Source organism: Leifsonia sp. 10L418 (assembly GCF_056395445.1).
This window is the reverse complement of sequence record NZ_JBFTJN010000012.1, coordinates 21,708-39,061: the sequence shown is the minus strand read 5'-3', so window position 1 is coordinate 39,061 and position 17,354 is coordinate 21,708. Positions and strand designations below refer to the sequence as shown.

Below are 17,354 nucleotides of genomic sequence, written 5' to 3'. Positions count from 1 at the left end.
CCGATCGCGACTTGGCTACAGCGCCGAGAGATACCTCTCGGGGTCGACCTTCAGCCGCTTGCCCGGCTTCGCATCGGCGGGCACCCCGCCGACGTAGAGCCAGCCGAGCAACTCCTCAGTGTCGGCAAGCTTGTGCATTTTGCGCACCCGGGTCGCGCGCGTAAGTGGGCCCGTGCGCCAGAAGACGCCCCAGCCGGCGTCATCGAGCAGCAGGCTCAGCATGTGGGCGACCCCGGCCGCTGTCGCATCCTGCTCCCATTTCGGTACTTTGCTGCTGCTGCGGCGGCTCGCCACCACGGCGATCAGCAATTCGGCACGGAGGGGCTTGGTCGCCTGACCTTTGTCGCGCTCGCCCTTTTTGCCGGACGCCGCAACCAATGCGTCGCCGAGGCGCTCACGCGCCGCGCCACGCAACTCGATCAGCCGCCACGGACGCAACGCACCATGGTCGGCCACCCTCGCCGCGGCCTCAACGAGCGGAAGCAGCTCGGCATGACTCGGGGCAGCCGTGCTCACCCGAGAGTATGACCGTCGCTCTGCGACCGCTGTGAGAACCTGTGACATCGGACTACTCGGATGCCTCGGGCGCCGCGGGCGCCTCGCCTGGCTCTTCCGGGGAGAAATTCAGGGAGATCGAGTTCATGCAATACCGGTCGCCGGTCGGCGTGCCGAAACCGTCGTCGAAAACGTGACCCAGGTGGGAGCCGCAGTTCGCACAGCGCACCTCGGTGCGCTTCATGCCGAGCGAGTCATCTTCAATCAGCTCGACCGCTTCCGGTCGCACCGACTCGTAGAAGCTCGGCCAGCCGCAGTGGGAATCGAACTTGGTGCCGCTCTTGAACAGCTCGGCGTTGCAGGCTCCACAGGTGTAGATTCCTGCACGGCCTTCGTCCAGCAACTCGCCGGTCCAGGCGCGCTCGGTTCCGGCCTGACGCAACACCGCAAACTTCTCGTCGTCCAGCTCTTCGCGCCATTGCTCTTCAGACTTCGTGACGTCGTAGCTCATGCTGTGTCCTTTCACTTGCAAGTCGCGACTTGAGCGACTCACTCTCCCTCAAGACTAAACTCCGGGCGCCCGCACTACATTCCGTGCAGCCCATCTCGCGGTCGCCGGCACCGGTGGCGGGTTCGGGGAACAATCAGGCCGCTCCGCATAGGATGGCGAAGGAGAGAGCCTGTCGATTTCGACGCACTGGCACCTCACATCCGCACGACAAAAGAGAGAGGGCAAACAGGTGGAGAGAGAACCCGACACCGACGCGATGCCCGCATCTACCGAACCGGGCTTGTCTGATCGCGACCTCGCAATTCTGGCTTTCGAAGGCCGATGGTCGGAGCATGTCGGCGCGAAAGAACAGGCGATTCGTGCCGAGTTCTCGCTTTCGGCCGCCCGCTACTATCAATTGTTGGGCGCACTGATCGACTCACCACTCGCTCTGGCCCACGACCCCATGCTGATCAAACGACTTCAACGGATGCGTGACGCTCGCTCGGAAGCCCGAGCGCGTCGAACTCTCCAGACCCCTGACTACTCACGATCGAATGATCTGCCGAACAAGGACCGAACAGACTGACGATGCCTCGCAATACACCGAACGATCGATTCGATTCCATTCCGCATTCCGTTGACCGTGTCGGCGCGCACCGGGGACCTGGCAAGAAGGGCCGCGGCTGGATCGTGCTGGCCTGGGCGTTCGGTGCGACGGTGCTGCTCGTCGGTGCCGGCGTCGCCGTGCTGTTCGTGCAAAACGACAAGCTCAACTTCGCCCTGCCGGGTGCAGCCTCCAGCCAGGCTCCCACGGCGTCGGCGACTCCGACGGAGACCCCGAAGCCGACGGAAAGTCCCGCTGCCGAGCCGCCGGCCGACACGCCGCCGCCGGCCCCGGTGCCCACCGTCGACCCGAATCTGAGCATCACGGTGCTGAACGGTACCCCCGGTACAGGGGTGGCCGCCGCCGTCGGTCGCACCTTGACGTCCGCCGGTTGGACCGTTGGAGACACCGGTGACGCCGACAGCGAAGATGTCGCCGTGACGACCGTCTACTACGCCGATGCGTCCCTAGAAGGCGCGGCGCTGGGAGTCGCGGCATCGATTCCTGGCGCGAAAACAAGCCTTTCTGACGCCTTTTCCGGCACCGGCGCTGACGTGACCGTCGTCGTCGGAAACGACTACGTCGCGTCCAACGGATAGCCCAGTCGGGAGTTCCCTGGGGATCGGTTGATCCCAAACGGGGGACATCCGACCCGATGAACGCTGTGTAAATTCTGCATTCCAGTCAGAAAAAATGCTTCGTCAAACCCCTTCTCTTCTGGCGTCATTTCGCTAGTATCTGGTCTTGGTCGCCCATTTCTGCCGGTGCTGACCTGTCTCACACTGAGGCAAGCCGCTCCGGCAGGGTGAACGCAGACACTGCGGCCGGCCCGGCACGGTCAAGAGGCAGGTGCTGACGGAAACACAGCAATCGGGAGTAACAGATGGCGAACGGAACCGTGAAGTGGTTCAACGCTGAAAAGGGCTTCGGCTTCATCACTGTCGACGGGGGAGGGCAGGACGTCTTCGTGCACTACTCCGCCATCGACATGAACGGATACAAGGTTCTCGAAGAGGGTCAGCAGGTCGTGTTCGATGTCGGCACCGGGGCGAAGGGGCCCCAGGCCGAATCGGTGCGACCCGCCTAAAGGATCAATTTCGGGGCGCGCCCCCGTCTAGCGCCGTCCGGTTCGCCGGGCGGCGCTAGTGTATGGCGATGCGCACCCCATCTCGCCCCCGTTCGCACCGCCTTGCCGGCTGGAGCGCGGTCGCGTTGATTCCTCTGCTGCTCCTTGTCGCGTGCGCTGCTCCCGAGCCGGTGCCGACGCGCACGCCGAAGCCCACCCCGAGTTTCACGCCGGAGCCGGTGATCGAGTTGTCGCCCCTGCGCGGAACACCGCGGCTCCCGGGCAGCGTCGCTCTACCCGCCCTGTCGGTGAAGATCGACAACCATGAGGATGCCCGGCCGCAGATCGGCCTGGAGCGCACCGACCTCGTCTTTGAGGAACTCGTCGAGGGCGGTCTCACTCGCTACGTGGCGGTCTGGCAGTCGGACATGCCCGACCTGGTCGGCCCGGTGCGGTCGATTCGGCCGATGGACCCCGACATCATCACCCCGCTCGGCGGAATCGTCGCGTACTCGGGCGGTCAAGAGAAGTTCATCGCGATGATGGAGGCCACACCGGTGGTCAACGCCAGGTTCGACGACGATGAGACCGGCCTGTTCTATCGCATCGATGAGAAGGACGCCCCGCACAACGTGGTCGTCGAAGCCGCTGCGCTCGTCGCGCTCCACCCGGAGCTTCCGCCGCCCGTTCAGCAGTTCACCTACGCGGCAACCCCGGCAGAGGCCTCAGCCGTCGTGGCCGGAGTGCCGACCACCACGATTAACAGCCGATTCTCGGATGCCCGGTGGCCGAGCTGGAGTTGGGACGCCGCGAGCGGCAGCTATCTGCGTTCGCAAGAGGGCACTCCCGACCTCGACGGCGCCGGAAATGCGCTCAAGGCGACCAACTTGCTCGTGCTCCGCGTCGGGATCGACTGGACCTATGGCGAGGTGCCGAAGACGATCATGGTGGGTTCCGGAGAAGCGTGGGTCTCCACCGGGGGGAAGACTGTGCACGCCACCTGGTCGAAGGATGCGCCCGGCTCGCTGATCCGCCTGGTCGCCGACAACGGTGCGCTGATCACTCTCGCCGCCGGAAACACCTGGATCGAGCTGGTTCCGACCGAGACCGGTTCGGTCGAGCTCGTACCGTAACCCGCCGCCCTTTACTTGCACTCTCGACCCCTGAGTGCCAGAATCGACTTGGCACTCTCTCCGTTTGAGTGCTAATCCGTCACAGTTTTGGAACGTCCGGGAGGGACGAGAAACACACATGGCAAAGATCATCGCTTTCAATGAAGAGGCCCGTCGCGGCCTGGAGCGCGGCCTGAACATCCTCGCTGACACGGTCAAGGTCACCCTCGGCCCGCGTGGACGCAACGTCGTGCTGGAGAAGAAGTGGGGCGCCCCCACGATCACCAACGATGGCGTTTCCATCGCCAAGGAGATCGAGCTCGACGACCCCTACGAAAAGATCGGTGCCGAGCTCGTCAAGGAGGTCGCTAAGAAGACCGACGACGTCGCTGGCGATGGCACCACCACCGCTACCGTTCTCGCCCAGGCCCTGGTTCGCGAAGGACTGCGCAACGTCGCAGCCGGCGCCGACCCGATCAGCCTCAAGCGCGGCATCGAGAAGGCGACTGCAGCAGTCATCGCCGAGCTCATCGCCAGCGCCAAGGAAATCGAAACCAAGGAAGAGATCGCTGCCACGGCATCCATCTCGGCCGGCGACGCCGAAATCGGCGCGATCATCGCTGAGGCGATCGACAAGGTCGGCAAGGAAGGTGTTGTCACCGTTGAGGAGTCGAACACGTTCGGCACCGAGCTTGAGCTCACCGAGGGCATGCGCTTCGACAAGGGCTTCCTGTCGGCCTACTTCGTGACCGACCCCGACCGTCAGGAAGCGGTCTTCGAAGACCCCTACATCCTGATCGTCAACTCCAAGGTCTCGAACATCAAGGACCTGCTGCCGATCGTTGACAAGGTCATCCAGAGCGGCAAGCAGCTCCTCATCATCGCCGAAGACGTCGACGGCGAGGCTCTGGCCACGCTCGTTGTGAACAAGATCCGCGGCATCTTCAAGTCGGTTGCCGTCAAGGCTCCCGGCTTCGGCGACCGTCGCAAGGCGCAGCTGCAGGACATCGCGATCCTCACCGGCGCACAGGTCATCTCCGAGGAGGTCGGCCTCAAGCTTGAGAACGTCACCCTCGACCTGCTCGGTAACGCCCGCAAGGTCGTCATCACCAAGGACGAGACCACCATCGTTGAGGGTGCCGGCGACGTCGACGCCATCGCCGGTCGCGTTGCTCAGATCCGTTCCGAGATCGAGAACACCGACAGCGACTACGACCGTGAGAAGCTGCAGGAGCGTCTCGCCAAGCTCGCCGGTGGCGTTGCTGTCATCAAGGCCGGCGCCGCGACGGAGGTTGAGCTCAAGGAGCGCAAGCACCGCATCGAGGACGCCGTTCGTAACGCGAAGGCAGCTGTCGAAGAGGGCATCGTCGCCGGTGGTGGCGTTGCACTCATCCAGGCCGGCAAGACCGCATTCGAGAGCAAGGCAATCCTTGACCTCGTCGGCGACGAGGCAACCGGCGCGAACATCGTGCGCGTTGCCATCGACGCTCCGCTCAAGCAGATCGCACTCAACGCCGGCATGGAGCCGGGCGTTGTTGCAGACAAGGTGCGCAACCTGCCCGTCGGACACGGCCTCAACGCCGCGACCGGTGAGTACGTTGACATGATCGCTGCCGGTATCAATGACCCGGTGAAGGTCACCCGCTCCGCGCTGCTCAACGCATCGTCGATCGCTGGTCTGTTCCTCACCACCGAGGCCGTTGTCGCTGACAAGCCGGAGAAGAACGCTGCTCCGATGGGCGACCCGTCCGGCGGCATGGACTTCTAAGTCCGAGCTACCTGCTTCACCTGTTTCACACGCTGGGCGTCTCCTTCGGGAGGCGCCCAGCGTCGTTGTATCCGGACGCGTGCGAATCGTTGCTGATCGGAGATGAGCCTCCGCAACGAACGGGCGTTCCTGCCGCTAGCCTGAGGCCATGAGAAAGAACGTGGGGATTCTTGTAACTCTTGCAGTGTTGGTTGTCAGCGGGGTGGTCGGATGCGCGGCGAGACCTCCTGAAGCCGAGCCGACGCCGACAGCCACGGTCGAGCCGACGCCGACATTGGAACCCATCGCCAATCCGGCTTGGCCGGTGCAACTCGTGCCGACAACCTGCGAGCAGATTGTGTCTCAATCGGCAATTGATGCGGTGTTCGACGAGCCGCTGCTGGCGGGATACCAGCCGACCGAATTCGGTCAGGGCGGGCTGGGGCGGGCCGCCGCCGAGAACTCGGGCTCACTCTTATGCATCTGGGGCGCCGGTGAGGGCGACGAGCGCAGGGTACTGATCGTCAATGTTGTTCCCCGTGCGGTCGCCATCGACGAACGGAGAAGCGTTGAACTCGGTGGCACTCCGATGGGTGCTCCGATCGGCAGCTGCGACGCCGAGATTTGCGCCGTGAGAGGCATCGTGGGCGAGTACTGGATGGAAGCCACGATCTTTGGAGCAGACACGATGGGGGCCGAGGGAGCGCCGCCTGCCGCGCAGCCGGTCTTCGATTCGGTCATTGCGGCAGTGACGGCGTTGGCGCCGAGCGTGGATCCAGTCTGGCCGGCTTCGGCTGAGTCGTGGCCGACGAGCTGCGAGGAGTTCGTGAGTCCCGAAACGGTCGGGGAGGCTCTCAATGTGCCCGGCGCGACGTTCACCACCGGGTTCTACTACTCTCCCAGCAACGTGGAGCTCGGTGAAATTGTGAGCGCACGCGGTCTGGTGTGTGGAATCGCGCCCGAAGGTGGTGGGCGGAGCGGCAGGATCCTCACTCTGCCGGAATCGGGTGACCGATTCGCTGCTGCCCGGGATCAGGCGGTTCTCTCCGACACGGTCGAGGCGGTCGAGATCGCCGGGCTGGAGTCAGGCTCAGCGTTCATGACACGCCACCCGGAGACGCCGGCCTCTGCTTCGTTGGAGATGAACCTGCGCGGAACCTGGGTGTTGCTGAGCATGTCGACCGGGACTGTCGAGCAAGGCGATTCGGCGGCGCTCCTGCTGAACTTGGCCACTGCGCTGGCCGAAGACTAGAGCGATCATTCGGTCGGAGTGTGAACGTTACGCTGTGCAGATGGGGAAAAACGCGGGGATCCTGACAGCTTTAGCCATCCTGATTGTCTGCGGGGTGGCCGGATGCTCAGCGACGCCGTCGACGCCACGGGCTTCGACCGGGGATCCGGCACCGGTCCCAACGGCCGAGCCCGTGATCGACAAGCCAGAGCCGCGCATGTCACTCACCTGCGACGACGTCATCTCTTCAGATGTTGCCGAGCAGATCTTTGCTCCGGGCGTTGTGGCGATGCCGACAATGCTCGACCCCACCCTCAGCTCACCATTGACCGCGGTCCCGCGAAATGCCGGTGCATTGTTTTGCAGCTGGGGCAACATGCCCGCGCCGGGCTGGAGAGACCCGAATCCCGAGTTCAGCGGGGCATCGCTGAAGGTCTTGCCCATCAGCGATGAAGCTTGGGATGCCTACAAGATCCCCACTTTTATTGACAATCCCGACCTCGAAGCCGACGAGCTTCTCACCCGATGCACGCCCAGCGGCGAAGGCGATTACGCGTCATGCAACTCCGAAGGCCGGGTCAACGGATACTGGGTTGAATTCTGGGGAACCCGAGTCGGGGACGGCCGATCACTCGAAGAGGTGGAGGCGCTGATCCAGCCAGTCATGGGGGCGCTCACAGCTTCCCTACTCGGTGAGAACGCGCTTCCCGCGGCCTGGGCGCCGATCTCCCCGAGCGTTCCGCTGCCCGAAGCCTGCGAATCATTCATTACGGAAGCACAGGCCCAGGAATTGACCGGGATCGCCGAGGTGGGAGTCGGATCCGCCTGGGACGGCCCGCACCGCGGAATGACAATGTTCGGGATGAAGGTGCTTGACTCGCGCAAATGTGAGTTCACCCTTCCCACTGTCGATGCGGTGGTCGGCTCTGTTCACGCGATGCCGAACGGTTCCTGGCTGGCCGCAGAGGTTGCCGAGCAAAAGATCCTGTCGGGCGAAGCGGTTGACGTCGCAGTTGTGGGGCTCGACGATTCGGAAGTCACATCGTTGAGTTGTCAGCGGGACGACCGCGAGTGCATCCTTGACCTCACGGTGCAGGGAAACTGGGTTCGGGTGACTATCGTTCGGCCGAACACCTCCGAGATCATCCCCGACAAAACGCAAGCTCGCGACCGAATTCTTGAGATCGGCGCCACAATCGTCTCGAACCTCACGACGGCAGCAGCAGCCTGAGTCATCGACGCTTAGACCGTCGCTGAGTGCGCACCGGGGGCGCGTCAGCGCCCGAAGAGCCGCGCATTCGCCTGCTCGATCTCGGCGTACTGCTGCCCGGCCACGGTCAACGCGTGGTTGATCGACTCCAAGCTCTGCTCGACGAGGCTCTGAGTCGACCGCCACTCGGCGACCACGCCCTGAAACGCCGTCGCGGCCTGGCCCGACCACGACGCCTCCAGGTTGGTGAGCTGGGCGAGCAGCCCGCTGACCTCGCCCTGAATGCGCACAATCGAACCGCGCACCGCCGTCGTCGTTCCGAGGACGGCCTCACTATCTACCTGATACCGAGTCATGATGCTCCTGTCGTCTCTCGCGGAATGCGGGATGCAGGTCAGGTTACGGCGAGGGCAAGCGGCACGGACGCCGCGGGGCGGCATCCGTGCACAGTCCCTCCAGCGATGCGTGGGGGAGGATCGTTCCGTTAGTTGCGCGGGGTGGTCATCAGCGGGCGCGGAGCGTTCGGTGAATCGGCGAGCGGGAACCAGATCCGGAAGGTGGCGCCGCCGCCCGGAGTCTCGAGCACTTCGACGGTTCCATTGTGGCCGGCCACGATGGAGGCGACGATCGCCAGGCCGAGACCGCTGCCTCCGGTCTCCCGGGCGCGGGAGGTGTCGGCACGCCAGAAGCGCTGGAAGATCTTCTCGCGAATCTGCGGCGGGATACCTTCACCGTGGTCGATCACGGCCACCGACGCGCGCTGGTTGCGACGGTCGACGGCAACCTCAAGTTCGATCGGGCTGTCGGGCGAGGTGAACCGCAAGGCATTGCCCATCAGGTTGGTGATCACCTGACGGATCTTGTTCTCCTCCGCCATGATCACCGCGGGAACAGCCGGCGGCTCGGGTTCGACGGGCGGTGAGGCCAGAGCGATCGGGCCATCGACCTTGCGCGGTTTGCGCGTGCGCAGCCGGGCGAGAGTGGCGCCGAACGAGATCGCTCCGGTTGGCGGAGCCACAGTCTGAGCGCGCGCTGCTGCGGACTGTGCTTTCCCTGATGCGGACTGGGCTTTCCCCGCTGCGGACTGCGCTCGCCCCGCTGGTGACTTCGCCGGGCTCGGTGCGACGGATGCGGCCGGCTTCACAGAGTTGAGCGGCATCACCTCGCCGGTGGAGTGCGCCAGATCGATCGCATCCATCTCGACGGTGTCGACGAATTCGGTCGGGGTCGCCGTGACAACGGTGACCACACGGCCGGGCGACTGCGCCATCGCATCGAGCGCTGCGTCGCGGGCCAATGGCATGAGATCGACAGGAGCCAATTTCAGCGGTTTCGCTTCATCGAGGCGCGCCAACTCAAGCAGGTCCTCGACGAGGCCACCCATTCGGATCGCTTCTTTTTCGATGCGTTCCATCGCCTGCGCGACCTCTTCGGGGGTCTGCAGTGCGCCCATCCGATAGAGCTCGGCATAGCCGCGCACGGAGACGAGGGGAGTGCGCAGCTCGTGGCTGGCGTCGCCGACGAATCGTCGCATCTGATCGATGGTGCGCGCTCGATCTTTGAAGGCCCGATCGATTCGACTGAGCATGGTGTTCAGGGATCTGTTGAGCCGGCCGACTTCGGTGTTCGGGGTTGCGCCACCGAGTCGTTGGCTGAAGTCACCATCGGCGATAGCCGCAGCGGTGCGCTCCACCTCCCGCAACGGCGCGAAGGTGGTCGTGACGAGCAGCCGGGTCAGCAGCGCGCCGACGATGACGACGCCGAGCCCGAAGCCGAGAAAAATGGTCAGGTACGTGGCCATCGTGTTGTCGGTCGGTTTGAGCGAGACGGCCATGAGCAGGGTTCCGTATGTTCCCTGCGGGCTGATCACAAAGGGCACGGCGACAGCGTGGAACGTGGTGTCGTGCGCCTCGTTGTGCAGGGTGAGGATGGCGCCGTCGAGTTCGTTGACCGACTGCAGGTCCATCGGAATGGTGACCTCGGGCAGTTCGGACTTCGGCCGGTCATGCCAGGTGTGGTACCGCAGCACGCCGCTCTCGTCATACAAGGCCACGTAGTAGTCCGACGCGACGCCGTCGGCGCTGTCTTGCGTGAGAGCGCCGGCCGTCGTCGAAGTGAGCGCGGTCTGCGCCTCGCTCTGCAGCTGCGCATCCACCTGCTGCGTGACATTTTGGCGCAGCATCACCATGGTGCCGATGCCGGAGACCAGAAGTCCGAGCGTCAGCATCAGCACGGTCACGCCGGTGATTTTTGAGCGGAGGGAAACGCGGTTCCACCGCTGGGTGAGTGACTCGTGCATCAGGCCCCCAGTTTAGGAGTGGATTCTGGGACTATGCCTTGGTTGCCTTGAGCATGTACCCGAAGCCACGCTTGGTCTGAATCAGCGGCTCGCTCGAGTGGGCGTCGACCTTGCGGCGCAAGTAGGAGATGTAGGACTCGACGATTCCGGCGTCGCCGTTGAAGTCGTACTCCCAGACGTGATCGAGAATCTGCGCCTTCGACAGAACCCGGTTGGGGTTCAGCATCAGGTAGCGCAACAACTTGAACTCGGTGGGGGAGAGCTCAATCGGAACGTCGCCGACGAGTACCTCGTGGGTGTCCTGATCCATGGTGAGTTCGCCGGCGCGGATGACGGCATCTTCGTCGGCCTGCATGGTGCGTCGCAGGATCGCCTTGATGCGCGCGACGATCTCGTCGAGGCTGAACGGCTTGGTGACATAGTCATCGCCACCGACGGTAAGACCGGTGATCTTGTCTTCCGTGTCGTCCTTCGCCGTGAGGAACAGGATGGGGGCCGTGTAACCGGCCGAACGCAGGCGCTTGGTCACGCCGAAACCGTTCATGTCAGGCAGCATAACGTCGAGGATGATGAGGTCGGGCTCTTCTTCCAGCACAGCGGAGATTGCCTGTGCGCCGTTGCCGACCGCACGCACGGCGAAACCGGCGAAGCGGAGGCTTGTGGTGAGAAGATCCCGGATGTTGGGCTCGTCGTCGACAATGAGAATGCGGGGGCCATCAGTCATAACCACAGTATCTGCGCGTTAGCTGAAACTTAGCTGGGAGTGCCTGGGGCACCCCACTGCGGCAGCTATGCGCCCGCTGTGCGAGGGCTGATGCGAACACAGCAGCGCCCGGCCCCTGGATCACTGAGCACGGTGTGTGCGTCGTCGCCCGCACCGGCGGCCAGTCCGGTGACGAATTCGAAGTTGAGGGCGCAGACGATGTCGGTATGATCCTGCGCCAGGCGGTGGAACGGGCAGTTGCCGAAGATCAGGTCGTCGCCGTCGGCGCACGGCTCGAAACCGTTCTGCTCAAGCGCTTCCGGCAGTGACGTCGCCGCCCGGCCGGCCTGACTGCCCTTGACCTGGGCGACACTGCGGAGGGCATCGTGAACCGGTTGGCCGGATGCGCCAGACAACTCGATCGCACTCGCGAGCACGTCGCCGACCAGGTCGTAGTGACGCTCCGGCACCGAGACGGTGAGCTCCGTTGCGGCGCGGCGGTAGAGCTTCGCCGGGCGCCCGGCGCCGGGCCCGCTGCGCCCGCTCAGGCGTTTGTACTCCACCTCGACGAGGCCGAGTTCGGCGAGGCGGTCCAGGTGAAATGCCGTGGTGCTGCGCGAAAGCCCTGTCGCTTCGGCGGCGGCGTCGCGGGTGACCGACTCGGCGCTGCGGGAGACCAGATCGAAAAGCGTACGCCGCGCCGGATCGGACAGCGCGCTGACCGCCGCCACGCGCGCAGAGAGCGCTGCCGGGCCGCCAACCGCTGAATCGACGGGTGCTGAGTGGTTCATGACTGAATACTACTCTAAAAAGCATGGATCTTGACAAAAGACTTCTGCGGATCTAGCGTCGAGATATCAGCGCGGAAAGGTCCCTCATGACACTCGCAGAACAGCCAGTGAAGCCTCCCGGTGGTGGGCGGCATCCGTCGCCACTGCACCGGGTCGAATCAACGAGCACGATCGACCGCGTGAAGGCGGCGGCGGCCGTCGCCGACTTGCTCGCCGCTCTCGGGCGCGACACCGGCAATCCGCACCTGGCCGAAACCCCCAGACGGGTGGCCGACGCCTTCATCGAGATGCTCACGCCGCAGGACTTCGCGCTGACTACCTTTCCGAACGACGAGGGGTACGACGAGCTCGTCGTGGTGCGGGACATCCCGTTCCACTCGCTCTGCGAGCACCACCTGTTGCCGTTCCAGGGGGTCGCGCACATCGGCTACCTGCCCGGGGACCGCATCCTCGGTCTGTCGAAATTCGCCCGGGTGCTGGAATTCTTCGCCCGTGACCTGCAGGTGCAGGAGCGCCTGACCAAGCAGGTGGCCGACTGGTTGCAGAGCGAGCTGGCGCCGCGCGGCGTCGGGGTCGTGATCGAGGCCGAGCATCTCTGCATGTCGCTGCGCGGCGCTCAGGTGTCGGGAAGTCGCACGACCACCAGCGCGGTGCACGGTTCCATCCGTGATGATCAGCGCACCCGGGACGAGTTCTTCGCCCTCTGCGGACTGCGCGCCTGATTGCGCGCCTGATTGCGCACCTGAACAACCCCGGTCAGAGAGAAGAGACTCCGCATGAGCACCGATCAGACATTCATCATCGTGGGCGCGGGGCTCTCCGGCGCTCGCGCCGCCGAAGGGATGCGAGGCGAAGGCTTCGACGGGCGCATCCTGCTCATCGGTTCCGAAGACTCGCTGCCCTACATCCGGCCGCCCCTGTCGAAGGAGTACCTCACCGGGGCGATGGAGGAGGACGGCCCTCTGGTGCATCCGGGCGAGTGGTACGCCGAACAGAGAGTTGAGCTGGTGCCGGGGCGCACCGCAGTGAAACTGTCGCCGGACAGCCACGAACTCAGCCTCGACGATGGCCAGACGCTTCACTACGACAAGCTGCTGCTCGCGACGGGTGCCGCCTCGCGGCGGTTTCCCGGGCCGGGCGCCGATCTGATCGGGGTGCATCACCTGCGCACGATCGGGGAGTCGACGCATCTGCGCGAATGGTTGGAGCCTGGGCTGCGGAACGTCGTTATTGTCGGGGCCGGTTGGATCGGCCTCGAAGTGGCCTCGGCCGCCCGCGGCTATGACAACACGGTGACGGTGCTCGGCCGCGAAACCGTGCCGCTGAACGTGGCGATCGGCGACGAGGCGGGAGCGGTCTTCGGCCGGCTGCACCGGGACAACGGCGTCACCGTGCGGATGGAGACCGGGGTGAGCGCCCTGCTCGGCGATTCGAACGGCGTCACCGGAGTGCAGCTCGACACCGGTGAAGTCGTGCCGGCGGAGGTGGTCGTGGTCGGGATCGGGGCGGTTCCGAACGTGGCGCTGGCGCAGGATGCCGGTCTGGCCGTCGCGAACGGAATCGTCGTCGACGCTTCCTTCCGCACTCTCGATCCCGACATTTTCGCCGTCGGCGATGTGGCCAGCGTGTTTCACCCGGTGCTCGGGCATCCGTTGCGGATCGAACACTGGGCCAACGCCGAGAACGCCGGACGTGAAGCCGGCCGGTCGATGGCCGGCGCCGTCGTCAGCTACGACGAGATTCCCTACTTCTACACCGACCAGTTCGACCTCGGCATGGAGTATTCGGGCTACGGCGAGCTGGCCCAGAACGCCCAGGTGGTGTTCCGCGGCGACACTGCCGCTCGGGAATTCATCGCCTTCTGGATCGCCGACGGGCGGGTGGTCGCCGGGATGAACGTGAACGTGTGGGACGTCAATGAGACCGTTCAACGTTTCATCAGGACCGGCGTGCAGGTCGACCCGGAACGCCTGGCGGATGAGAGCATTGCACTGGAGGACCAATTGGCCTCCCCGACCGGTTAGGAGCAGGGTTTGACCAGTGCAGTCACCACGTCGGGAATCGTGCTTCCCGACCTGATCCACCCGCAGCGCACCATCGGCGGGCGAGTCTTCGACTTCTCCCGCGAGGTGGCGGTGATGGCGATCATCAACCGCACCCCGGACTCGTTCTACGATCAGGGCGCGACGTTCGCGCTCGACGCTGCGGTCGCATCCGCTCGCCAAGCGGTTCTCGATGGTGCTGACTGGGTCGACATCGGCGGGGCGAAGTTCGCGCCGGGTCCAGCGATCCCGGTCAGTGAGGAGATCGACCGGGTAGTGCCGGTGATCGAGGGACTGCAGGACGCCGGGGCCATCATCTCGGTCGACACCTTTCACCCGGAGGTCGCCCGGGCCGGAATCGCCGCCGGGGCCCAGGTGATCAACGACACGACCGGTGTTCACGACCCGGCAATGGCCGACGTCGTCGCCGACAGCGAGGCAACACTCGTGATCACCCACAGCCTGGCCAAGCCGCGGATGCCGTACCCGGCGCCGCACTACGACGACGTCGTCACCGAGGTGGCCGCGTTTCTGCGGCAGCGAGTCGATCTCGCCGTCTCCCGCGGAGTGCCGCTCGAACGTATCGTGATCGATCCCGGCCATGACCTCAACAAAAACACGCTCCACTCGCTTGAGCTCACCCGTCGGCTCGGGGAGATCGCCGACATCGGGCTGCCCGTGCTGGCCGCGGTGTCGAACAAGGACTTCATCGGCGAGACGCTCGACCGGGAGCGCGGTGAGCGGGTCGACGGGTCGATCGCTGCTGCCGTCGTGTGCATTCTTCAAGGTGCCCGCATCGTGCGGATGCACAATGTGCGCGCCGCCGTCGACGCGGTGCGGATGACGGAGGCGATTCTCGGATTTCGCGAACCGGCTTACCTACGCCACAACCAGACCTAAAGCGCTTCCCATGCTGAACCGCGACGAACTGCTCGAGAACTACCGGATAGCCGACCGCTCGACACCGAGCGTGCGGATGAACTTCATCGCCACGCTCGACGGCGCGGCAACGCGTGACGGGTTGAGCGGCGGGCTGAACAACGCCGACGACAAGAAGGTCTTCGACACCCTGCGGATGCTGACCGACGTGATCCTGGTCGGCGCCGGCACAGTGCGTGCCGAGGGCTACGGCGGGGTGAGACTCGAAGCGGCGGATGCGGCCTGGCGGGTCTCGCAGGGATTGCCAGAGCAGCCCGCGCTCGCGATCGTCTCGGCGCGGCTCGAGATCGACCCGGGGCATCCGTTCTTCGCCGAGGCGGTGACCCGGCCACTCGTGGTCACTCACGCGGCGGCTCCGGCGGACCGGCGGGCGGCGCTCGCCGAGGTCGCCGACCTCGTGATCGCGGGAGAGCACGCGGTGGATCCACGGCAGATGCTCGCCGAGTTCACCGAACGTGGACTGCGCCAGGTGCTCTGCGAGGGCGGTCCGCACCTCTTCGGCGACCTGATCGCCGCCGATTGCGTCGATGAACTCTGCCTGAGCCTCAGCCCGGCGCTCGACGGCGGCCCGGCCGGACGCATCGCGGTGAGCGCCGCGGCGACGCCGCGACCGATGCGCCTGCTGCACTCGTTCGCGGCCGGGGACATGCTCTTTCTGCGGTATGCCCGGGCGCGCTAGCCGTCTCGTTGATCGAGGAGCCGCGTTGATCGACGAGCCGCGTTGATCGAGCTGCCCGTTGATCGAGCTTGTCGAGATCTGGTGAGGCGATCTCGGGTCGTTTGGTCGCGTTCGAGGATTGGCCGGCGGAGGTCTCGACAGGCTCGACCGCCGGCGAGGCGGGGTTAGCTTTTTTCGCTAATGAACTTCAGGGTCATATGAGCCTGAAGTTCATTAGCAAAAAAGGCACCCGACCGTCCGGTGGTCGGCAGGCGCGCTTCATTGGCCGAGCCTGCGGCGAGACGGCTCGCTAGACCTCGGCGAGACTGTGCGCGTCGAGAATCGTGTAGCTGTAGCCCTGCTCGGCCAAGAATCGCTGCCGGTTCTGGGCGAAGTCCTGATCGATGGTGTCGCGTGCGACGAGGGTGTAGAAATTGGCGGTGAGGCCCGACTCCTTCGGGCGCAGCAGGCGCCCGAGACGCTGCGCCTCCTCCTGCCGAGAACCGAATGATCCCGACACCTGGATGGCCACCGTCGCTTCGGGCAGGTCGACCGAGAAATTCGCCACCTTCGACACGACGAGCACCTCCACCTCACCGACCCGAAACGCCTGGAACAGGCGCTCGCGTTCGTCGACGGGCGTCGATCCGGTCAGCTTGGGGGCGCCCAGCGCCTCGGCCAGCTCGTCGATCTGGTCGAGGTATTGCCCGATCACCAGGATGCGCTCACCTGGGTGGTTTGCGACCAGGCGCTTGACGACATCCAACTTCGCCGGCGCTGTTGCGGCCAGACGGTAGCGCTCGTCATCGGCCGCCGCCGCGTAGCTTAGCCGTTCGGATTGCGGCAGGTCGATGCGCACCTCGTAGCAGGCGGCCGGGGAGATGAAGCCCTGGGCCTCGATCTCTTTCCACGGAGCATCGAAACGCTTCGGCCCGATCAGGCTGAACACGTCGCCCTCCCGGCCGTCTTCGCGCACGAGAGTGGCGGTGAGGCCAAGGCGACGCCGGGCCTGCAGCTCGGCGGTCAGCTTGAACACCGGCGCCGGAAGCAGGTGCACTTCGTCATAGACGACGAGCCCCCAGTCCATCGCATCGAGCAGGGCCAGGTGGGCGTATTCGCCTTTGCGCTTCGCCGTCAAGATTTGGTAGGTCGCGATGGTGACCGGCTTGACCTCCTTCACCTGACCCGAATACTCGCCGATCTCGTCGGGGGTCAGGGTGGTGCGCTTGAGCAGCTCATCGCGCCACTGCCGGGCCGAAACGGTGTTCGTCACGAGGATCAAGGTGTTGGTTTTCGCCGTCGCCATCGCGCCGGCGCCGACGAGGGTCTTTCCGGCGCCGCAGGGCAGCACGACAACGCCGGAACCTCCCTCGAAAAAGTTCGAGACGGCCTTGTTCTGGTAGTCGCGCAAGGCCCAGCCGTCTTCGACCAGGTCGATCGGATGCGGGGTGCCCGGCGTGTAACCGGCTAAGTCCTCGGCCGGCCAGCCGATCTTGACGAGCTCCTGCTTGAGCTGTCCGCGTGCCCACGCCTCGACGAGATATGAGTCGGGTGTCGGATGCCCGATCAACAGCGGGGCGATCCGCTTGGCTCCCGAAATCTCGGTGAGCACCGCCTGATCGGTGCTGCGCAGAATCAATGCGCCCTCGGGATCTCGGTCGATCACCAGCCGGCCGTACCGGCCGACGGTCTCGGTGATATCGACCGACACCGTCTGGGGAATGGCGAACTTGGAGTACTTCTCGAGCGTCGCCAGCATGTCTGCCGCGTCATGCCCGGCAGCGCGTGCGTTCCACAGGCCGAGCCGGGTGATCCGGTAGGTGTGGATGTGCTCTGGCGCGCGTTCCAACTCGGCGAAAATGGCGAGATCATGGCGTGCGTCTTCAGCGAGCGGGTGTGCAACTTCGAGCAACACGGTGCGGTCGCTTTGGACGATCAGTGGTCCGTCAGACATAGCGGTCAAT

Annotated in this window: 18 protein-coding genes; 11 read left to right on the top strand and 7 right to left on the bottom strand. The window is 65.0% G+C overall.

Features of this window, described 5'->3' with window-relative positions; translation table 11 throughout:
• Positions 1–15: 15 nt before the first annotated feature.
• Both AC1DCF_RS18490 and msrB read right to left on the bottom strand, forming a co-directional pair.
• Positions 16–564 carry a nitroreductase family protein gene (locus AC1DCF_RS18490; protein WP_477212260.1) on the bottom strand — a complete coding sequence of 183 codons (549 nt, stop codon included), beginning with the start codon at positions 562–564 and terminating at the stop codon, positions 16–18.
• 4 nt (positions 565–568) lie between these two features.
• Positions 569–1,006: a peptide-methionine (R)-S-oxide reductase MsrB gene (gene msrB, locus AC1DCF_RS18485; RefSeq protein ID WP_477212259.1), complete on the bottom strand. Its 438-nt coding sequence runs from the start codon at positions 1,004–1,006 to the stop codon at positions 569–571.
• A 256-nt stretch (positions 1,007–1,262) separates the two neighbouring features.
• Between msrB and AC1DCF_RS18480 the strand changes: the two genes are divergently transcribed.
• The 7 genes from AC1DCF_RS18480 to AC1DCF_RS18450 all read left to right on the top strand — a co-directional run bounded on the left by AC1DCF_RS18480 (position 1,263) and on the right by AC1DCF_RS18450 (position 7,979).
• On the top strand, positions 1,263–1,574 hold the full coding sequence (locus AC1DCF_RS18480; protein ID WP_441790802.1) for a DUF3263 domain-containing protein: 312 nt from the start codon (positions 1,263–1,265) through the stop codon (positions 1,572–1,574).
• A 2-nt stretch (positions 1,575–1,576) separates the two neighbouring features.
• Positions 1,577–2,191 (top strand): LytR C-terminal domain-containing protein, encoded by a 615-nt coding sequence (locus tag AC1DCF_RS18475; protein WP_477212258.1) that lies wholly within the window; start codon positions 1,577–1,579, stop codon positions 2,189–2,191.
• 284 nt (positions 2,192–2,475) lie between these two features.
• Complete coding sequence (locus AC1DCF_RS18470; RefSeq protein ID WP_441790800.1) at positions 2,476–2,679, top strand: cold-shock protein; 204 nt, start codon at positions 2,476–2,478, stop codon at positions 2,677–2,679.
• Positions 2,680–2,747: 68 nt separating this feature from the next.
• Positions 2,748–3,791 carry a DUF3048 domain-containing protein gene (locus tag AC1DCF_RS18465; protein ID WP_477212257.1) on the top strand — a complete coding sequence of 348 codons (1,044 nt, stop codon included), beginning with the start codon at positions 2,748–2,750 and terminating at the stop codon, positions 3,789–3,791.
• Positions 3,792–3,909: 118 nt separating this feature from the next.
• The gene (groL, locus tag AC1DCF_RS18460) at positions 3,910–5,538 is read left to right on the top strand and encodes a chaperonin GroEL (RefSeq protein ID WP_441790798.1); all 1,629 of its coding nucleotides are present in this window, start codon (positions 3,910–3,912) and stop codon (positions 5,536–5,538) included.
• Between the two features lie 148 nt (positions 5,539–5,686).
• Positions 5,687–6,769: a hypothetical protein gene (locus AC1DCF_RS18455; RefSeq protein ID WP_477212256.1), complete on the top strand. Its 1,083-nt coding sequence runs from the start codon at positions 5,687–5,689 to the stop codon at positions 6,767–6,769.
• A 40-nt stretch (positions 6,770–6,809) separates the two neighbouring features.
• A complete protein-coding gene (locus AC1DCF_RS18450) occupies positions 6,810–7,979 on the top strand; it encodes a hypothetical protein (RefSeq protein WP_477212255.1) in 1,170 nt (389 codons plus the stop codon).
• A 44-nt stretch (positions 7,980–8,023) separates the two neighbouring features.
• On the opposite strand, the gene AC1DCF_RS18445 is transcribed toward AC1DCF_RS18450, so the two are convergent.
• From AC1DCF_RS18445 to AC1DCF_RS18430, 4 genes are all read right to left on the bottom strand, one after another.
• Positions 8,024–8,314, bottom strand: a complete 291-nt coding sequence (locus tag AC1DCF_RS18445; protein ID WP_441790794.1) for a WXG100 family type VII secretion target — start codon at positions 8,312–8,314, stop codon at positions 8,024–8,026.
• A 128-nt stretch (positions 8,315–8,442) separates the two neighbouring features.
• Positions 8,443–10,257: a sensor histidine kinase gene (locus AC1DCF_RS18440; RefSeq protein WP_477212254.1), complete on the bottom strand. Its 1,815-nt coding sequence runs from the start codon at positions 10,255–10,257 to the stop codon at positions 8,443–8,445.
• Positions 10,258–10,288: 31 nt separating this feature from the next.
• Complete coding sequence (locus AC1DCF_RS18435) at positions 10,289–10,981, bottom strand: response regulator transcription factor (RefSeq protein ID WP_441790792.1); 693 nt, start codon at positions 10,979–10,981, stop codon at positions 10,289–10,291.
• A gap of 65 nt (positions 10,982–11,046) precedes the next feature.
• A complete protein-coding gene (locus tag AC1DCF_RS18430) occupies positions 11,047–11,751 on the bottom strand; it encodes a helix-turn-helix transcriptional regulator (protein ID WP_477212253.1) in 705 nt (234 codons plus the stop codon).
• Between the two features lie 86 nt (positions 11,752–11,837).
• Here AC1DCF_RS18430 and folE point away from each other — a divergent pair, with 86 nt between their 5' ends.
• Genes folE through AC1DCF_RS18410 form a run of 4 tightly spaced genes read left to right on the top strand, consistent with a single transcriptional unit; the run spans position 11,838 to position 15,411 of the window.
• Positions 11,838–12,473: a GTP cyclohydrolase I FolE gene (folE, locus tag AC1DCF_RS18425; protein WP_477212252.1), complete on the top strand. Its 636-nt coding sequence runs from the start codon at positions 11,838–11,840 to the stop codon at positions 12,471–12,473.
• A gap of 54 nt (positions 12,474–12,527) precedes the next feature.
• The gene (locus AC1DCF_RS18420; protein WP_477212251.1) at positions 12,528–13,775 is read left to right on the top strand and encodes an NAD(P)/FAD-dependent oxidoreductase; all 1,248 of its coding nucleotides are present in this window, start codon (positions 12,528–12,530) and stop codon (positions 13,773–13,775) included.
• A gap of 9 nt (positions 13,776–13,784) precedes the next feature.
• Positions 13,785–14,693: a dihydropteroate synthase gene (folP, locus tag AC1DCF_RS18415; RefSeq protein WP_477212250.1), complete on the top strand. Its 909-nt coding sequence runs from the start codon at positions 13,785–13,787 to the stop codon at positions 14,691–14,693.
• A gap of 10 nt (positions 14,694–14,703) precedes the next feature.
• A complete protein-coding gene (locus AC1DCF_RS18410) occupies positions 14,704–15,411 on the top strand; it encodes a pyrimidine reductase family protein (protein ID WP_477212249.1) in 708 nt (235 codons plus the stop codon).
• A 289-nt stretch (positions 15,412–15,700) separates the two neighbouring features.
• On the opposite strand, the gene AC1DCF_RS18405 is transcribed toward AC1DCF_RS18410, so the two are convergent.
• The gene (locus AC1DCF_RS18405) at positions 15,701–17,344 is read right to left on the bottom strand and encodes a DNA repair helicase XPB (protein WP_477212248.1); all 1,644 of its coding nucleotides are present in this window, start codon (positions 17,342–17,344) and stop codon (positions 15,701–15,703) included.
• Positions 17,345–17,354: the final 10 nt, after the last annotated feature.

Excerpts from the sequence above, each read along its gene's own strand:
- AC1DCF_RS18490 (WP_477212260.1), bottom strand. The coding sequence starts at position 564 with ATGTCACAGGTTCTCACAGCGGTCGCAGAGCGACGGTCATACTCTCGG.
- msrB (WP_477212259.1), bottom strand. The coding sequence starts at position 1,006 with ATGAGCTACGACGTCACGAAGTCTGAAGAGCAATGGCGCGAAGAGCTG.
- AC1DCF_RS18480 (WP_441790802.1), top strand. The coding sequence starts at position 1,263 with ATGCCCGCATCTACCGAACCGGGCTTGTCTGATCGCGACCTCGCAATT.
- AC1DCF_RS18475 (WP_477212258.1), top strand. The coding sequence starts at position 1,577 with ATGCCTCGCAATACACCGAACGATCGATTCGATTCCATTCCGCATTCC.
- AC1DCF_RS18470 (WP_441790800.1), top strand. The coding sequence starts at position 2,476 with ATGGCGAACGGAACCGTGAAGTGGTTCAACGCTGAAAAGGGCTTCGGC.
- AC1DCF_RS18465 (WP_477212257.1), top strand. The coding sequence starts at position 2,748 with ATGCGCACCCCATCTCGCCCCCGTTCGCACCGCCTTGCCGGCTGGAGC.
- groL (WP_441790798.1), top strand. The coding sequence starts at position 3,910 with ATGGCAAAGATCATCGCTTTCAATGAAGAGGCCCGTCGCGGCCTGGAG.
- AC1DCF_RS18455 (WP_477212256.1), top strand. The coding sequence starts at position 5,687 with ATGAGAAAGAACGTGGGGATTCTTGTAACTCTTGCAGTGTTGGTTGTC.
- AC1DCF_RS18450 (WP_477212255.1), top strand. The coding sequence starts at position 6,810 with ATGGGGAAAAACGCGGGGATCCTGACAGCTTTAGCCATCCTGATTGTC.
- AC1DCF_RS18445 (WP_441790794.1), bottom strand. The coding sequence starts at position 8,314 with ATGACTCGGTATCAGGTAGATAGTGAGGCCGTCCTCGGAACGACGACG.
- AC1DCF_RS18440 (WP_477212254.1), bottom strand. The coding sequence starts at position 10,257 with ATGCACGAGTCACTCACCCAGCGGTGGAACCGCGTTTCCCTCCGCTCA.
- AC1DCF_RS18435 (WP_441790792.1), bottom strand. The coding sequence starts at position 10,981 with ATGACTGATGGCCCCCGCATTCTCATTGTCGACGACGAGCCCAACATC.
- AC1DCF_RS18430 (WP_477212253.1), bottom strand. The coding sequence starts at position 11,751 with ATGAACCACTCAGCACCCGTCGATTCAGCGGTTGGCGGCCCGGCAGCG.
- folE (WP_477212252.1), top strand. The coding sequence starts at position 11,838 with ATGACACTCGCAGAACAGCCAGTGAAGCCTCCCGGTGGTGGGCGGCAT.
- AC1DCF_RS18420 (WP_477212251.1), top strand. The coding sequence starts at position 12,528 with ATGAGCACCGATCAGACATTCATCATCGTGGGCGCGGGGCTCTCCGGC.
- AC1DCF_RS18410 (WP_477212249.1), top strand. The coding sequence starts at position 14,704 with ATGCTGAACCGCGACGAACTGCTCGAGAACTACCGGATAGCCGACCGC.
- AC1DCF_RS18405 (WP_477212248.1), bottom strand. The coding sequence starts at position 17,344 with ATGTCTGACGGACCACTGATCGTCCAAAGCGACCGCACCGTGTTGCTC.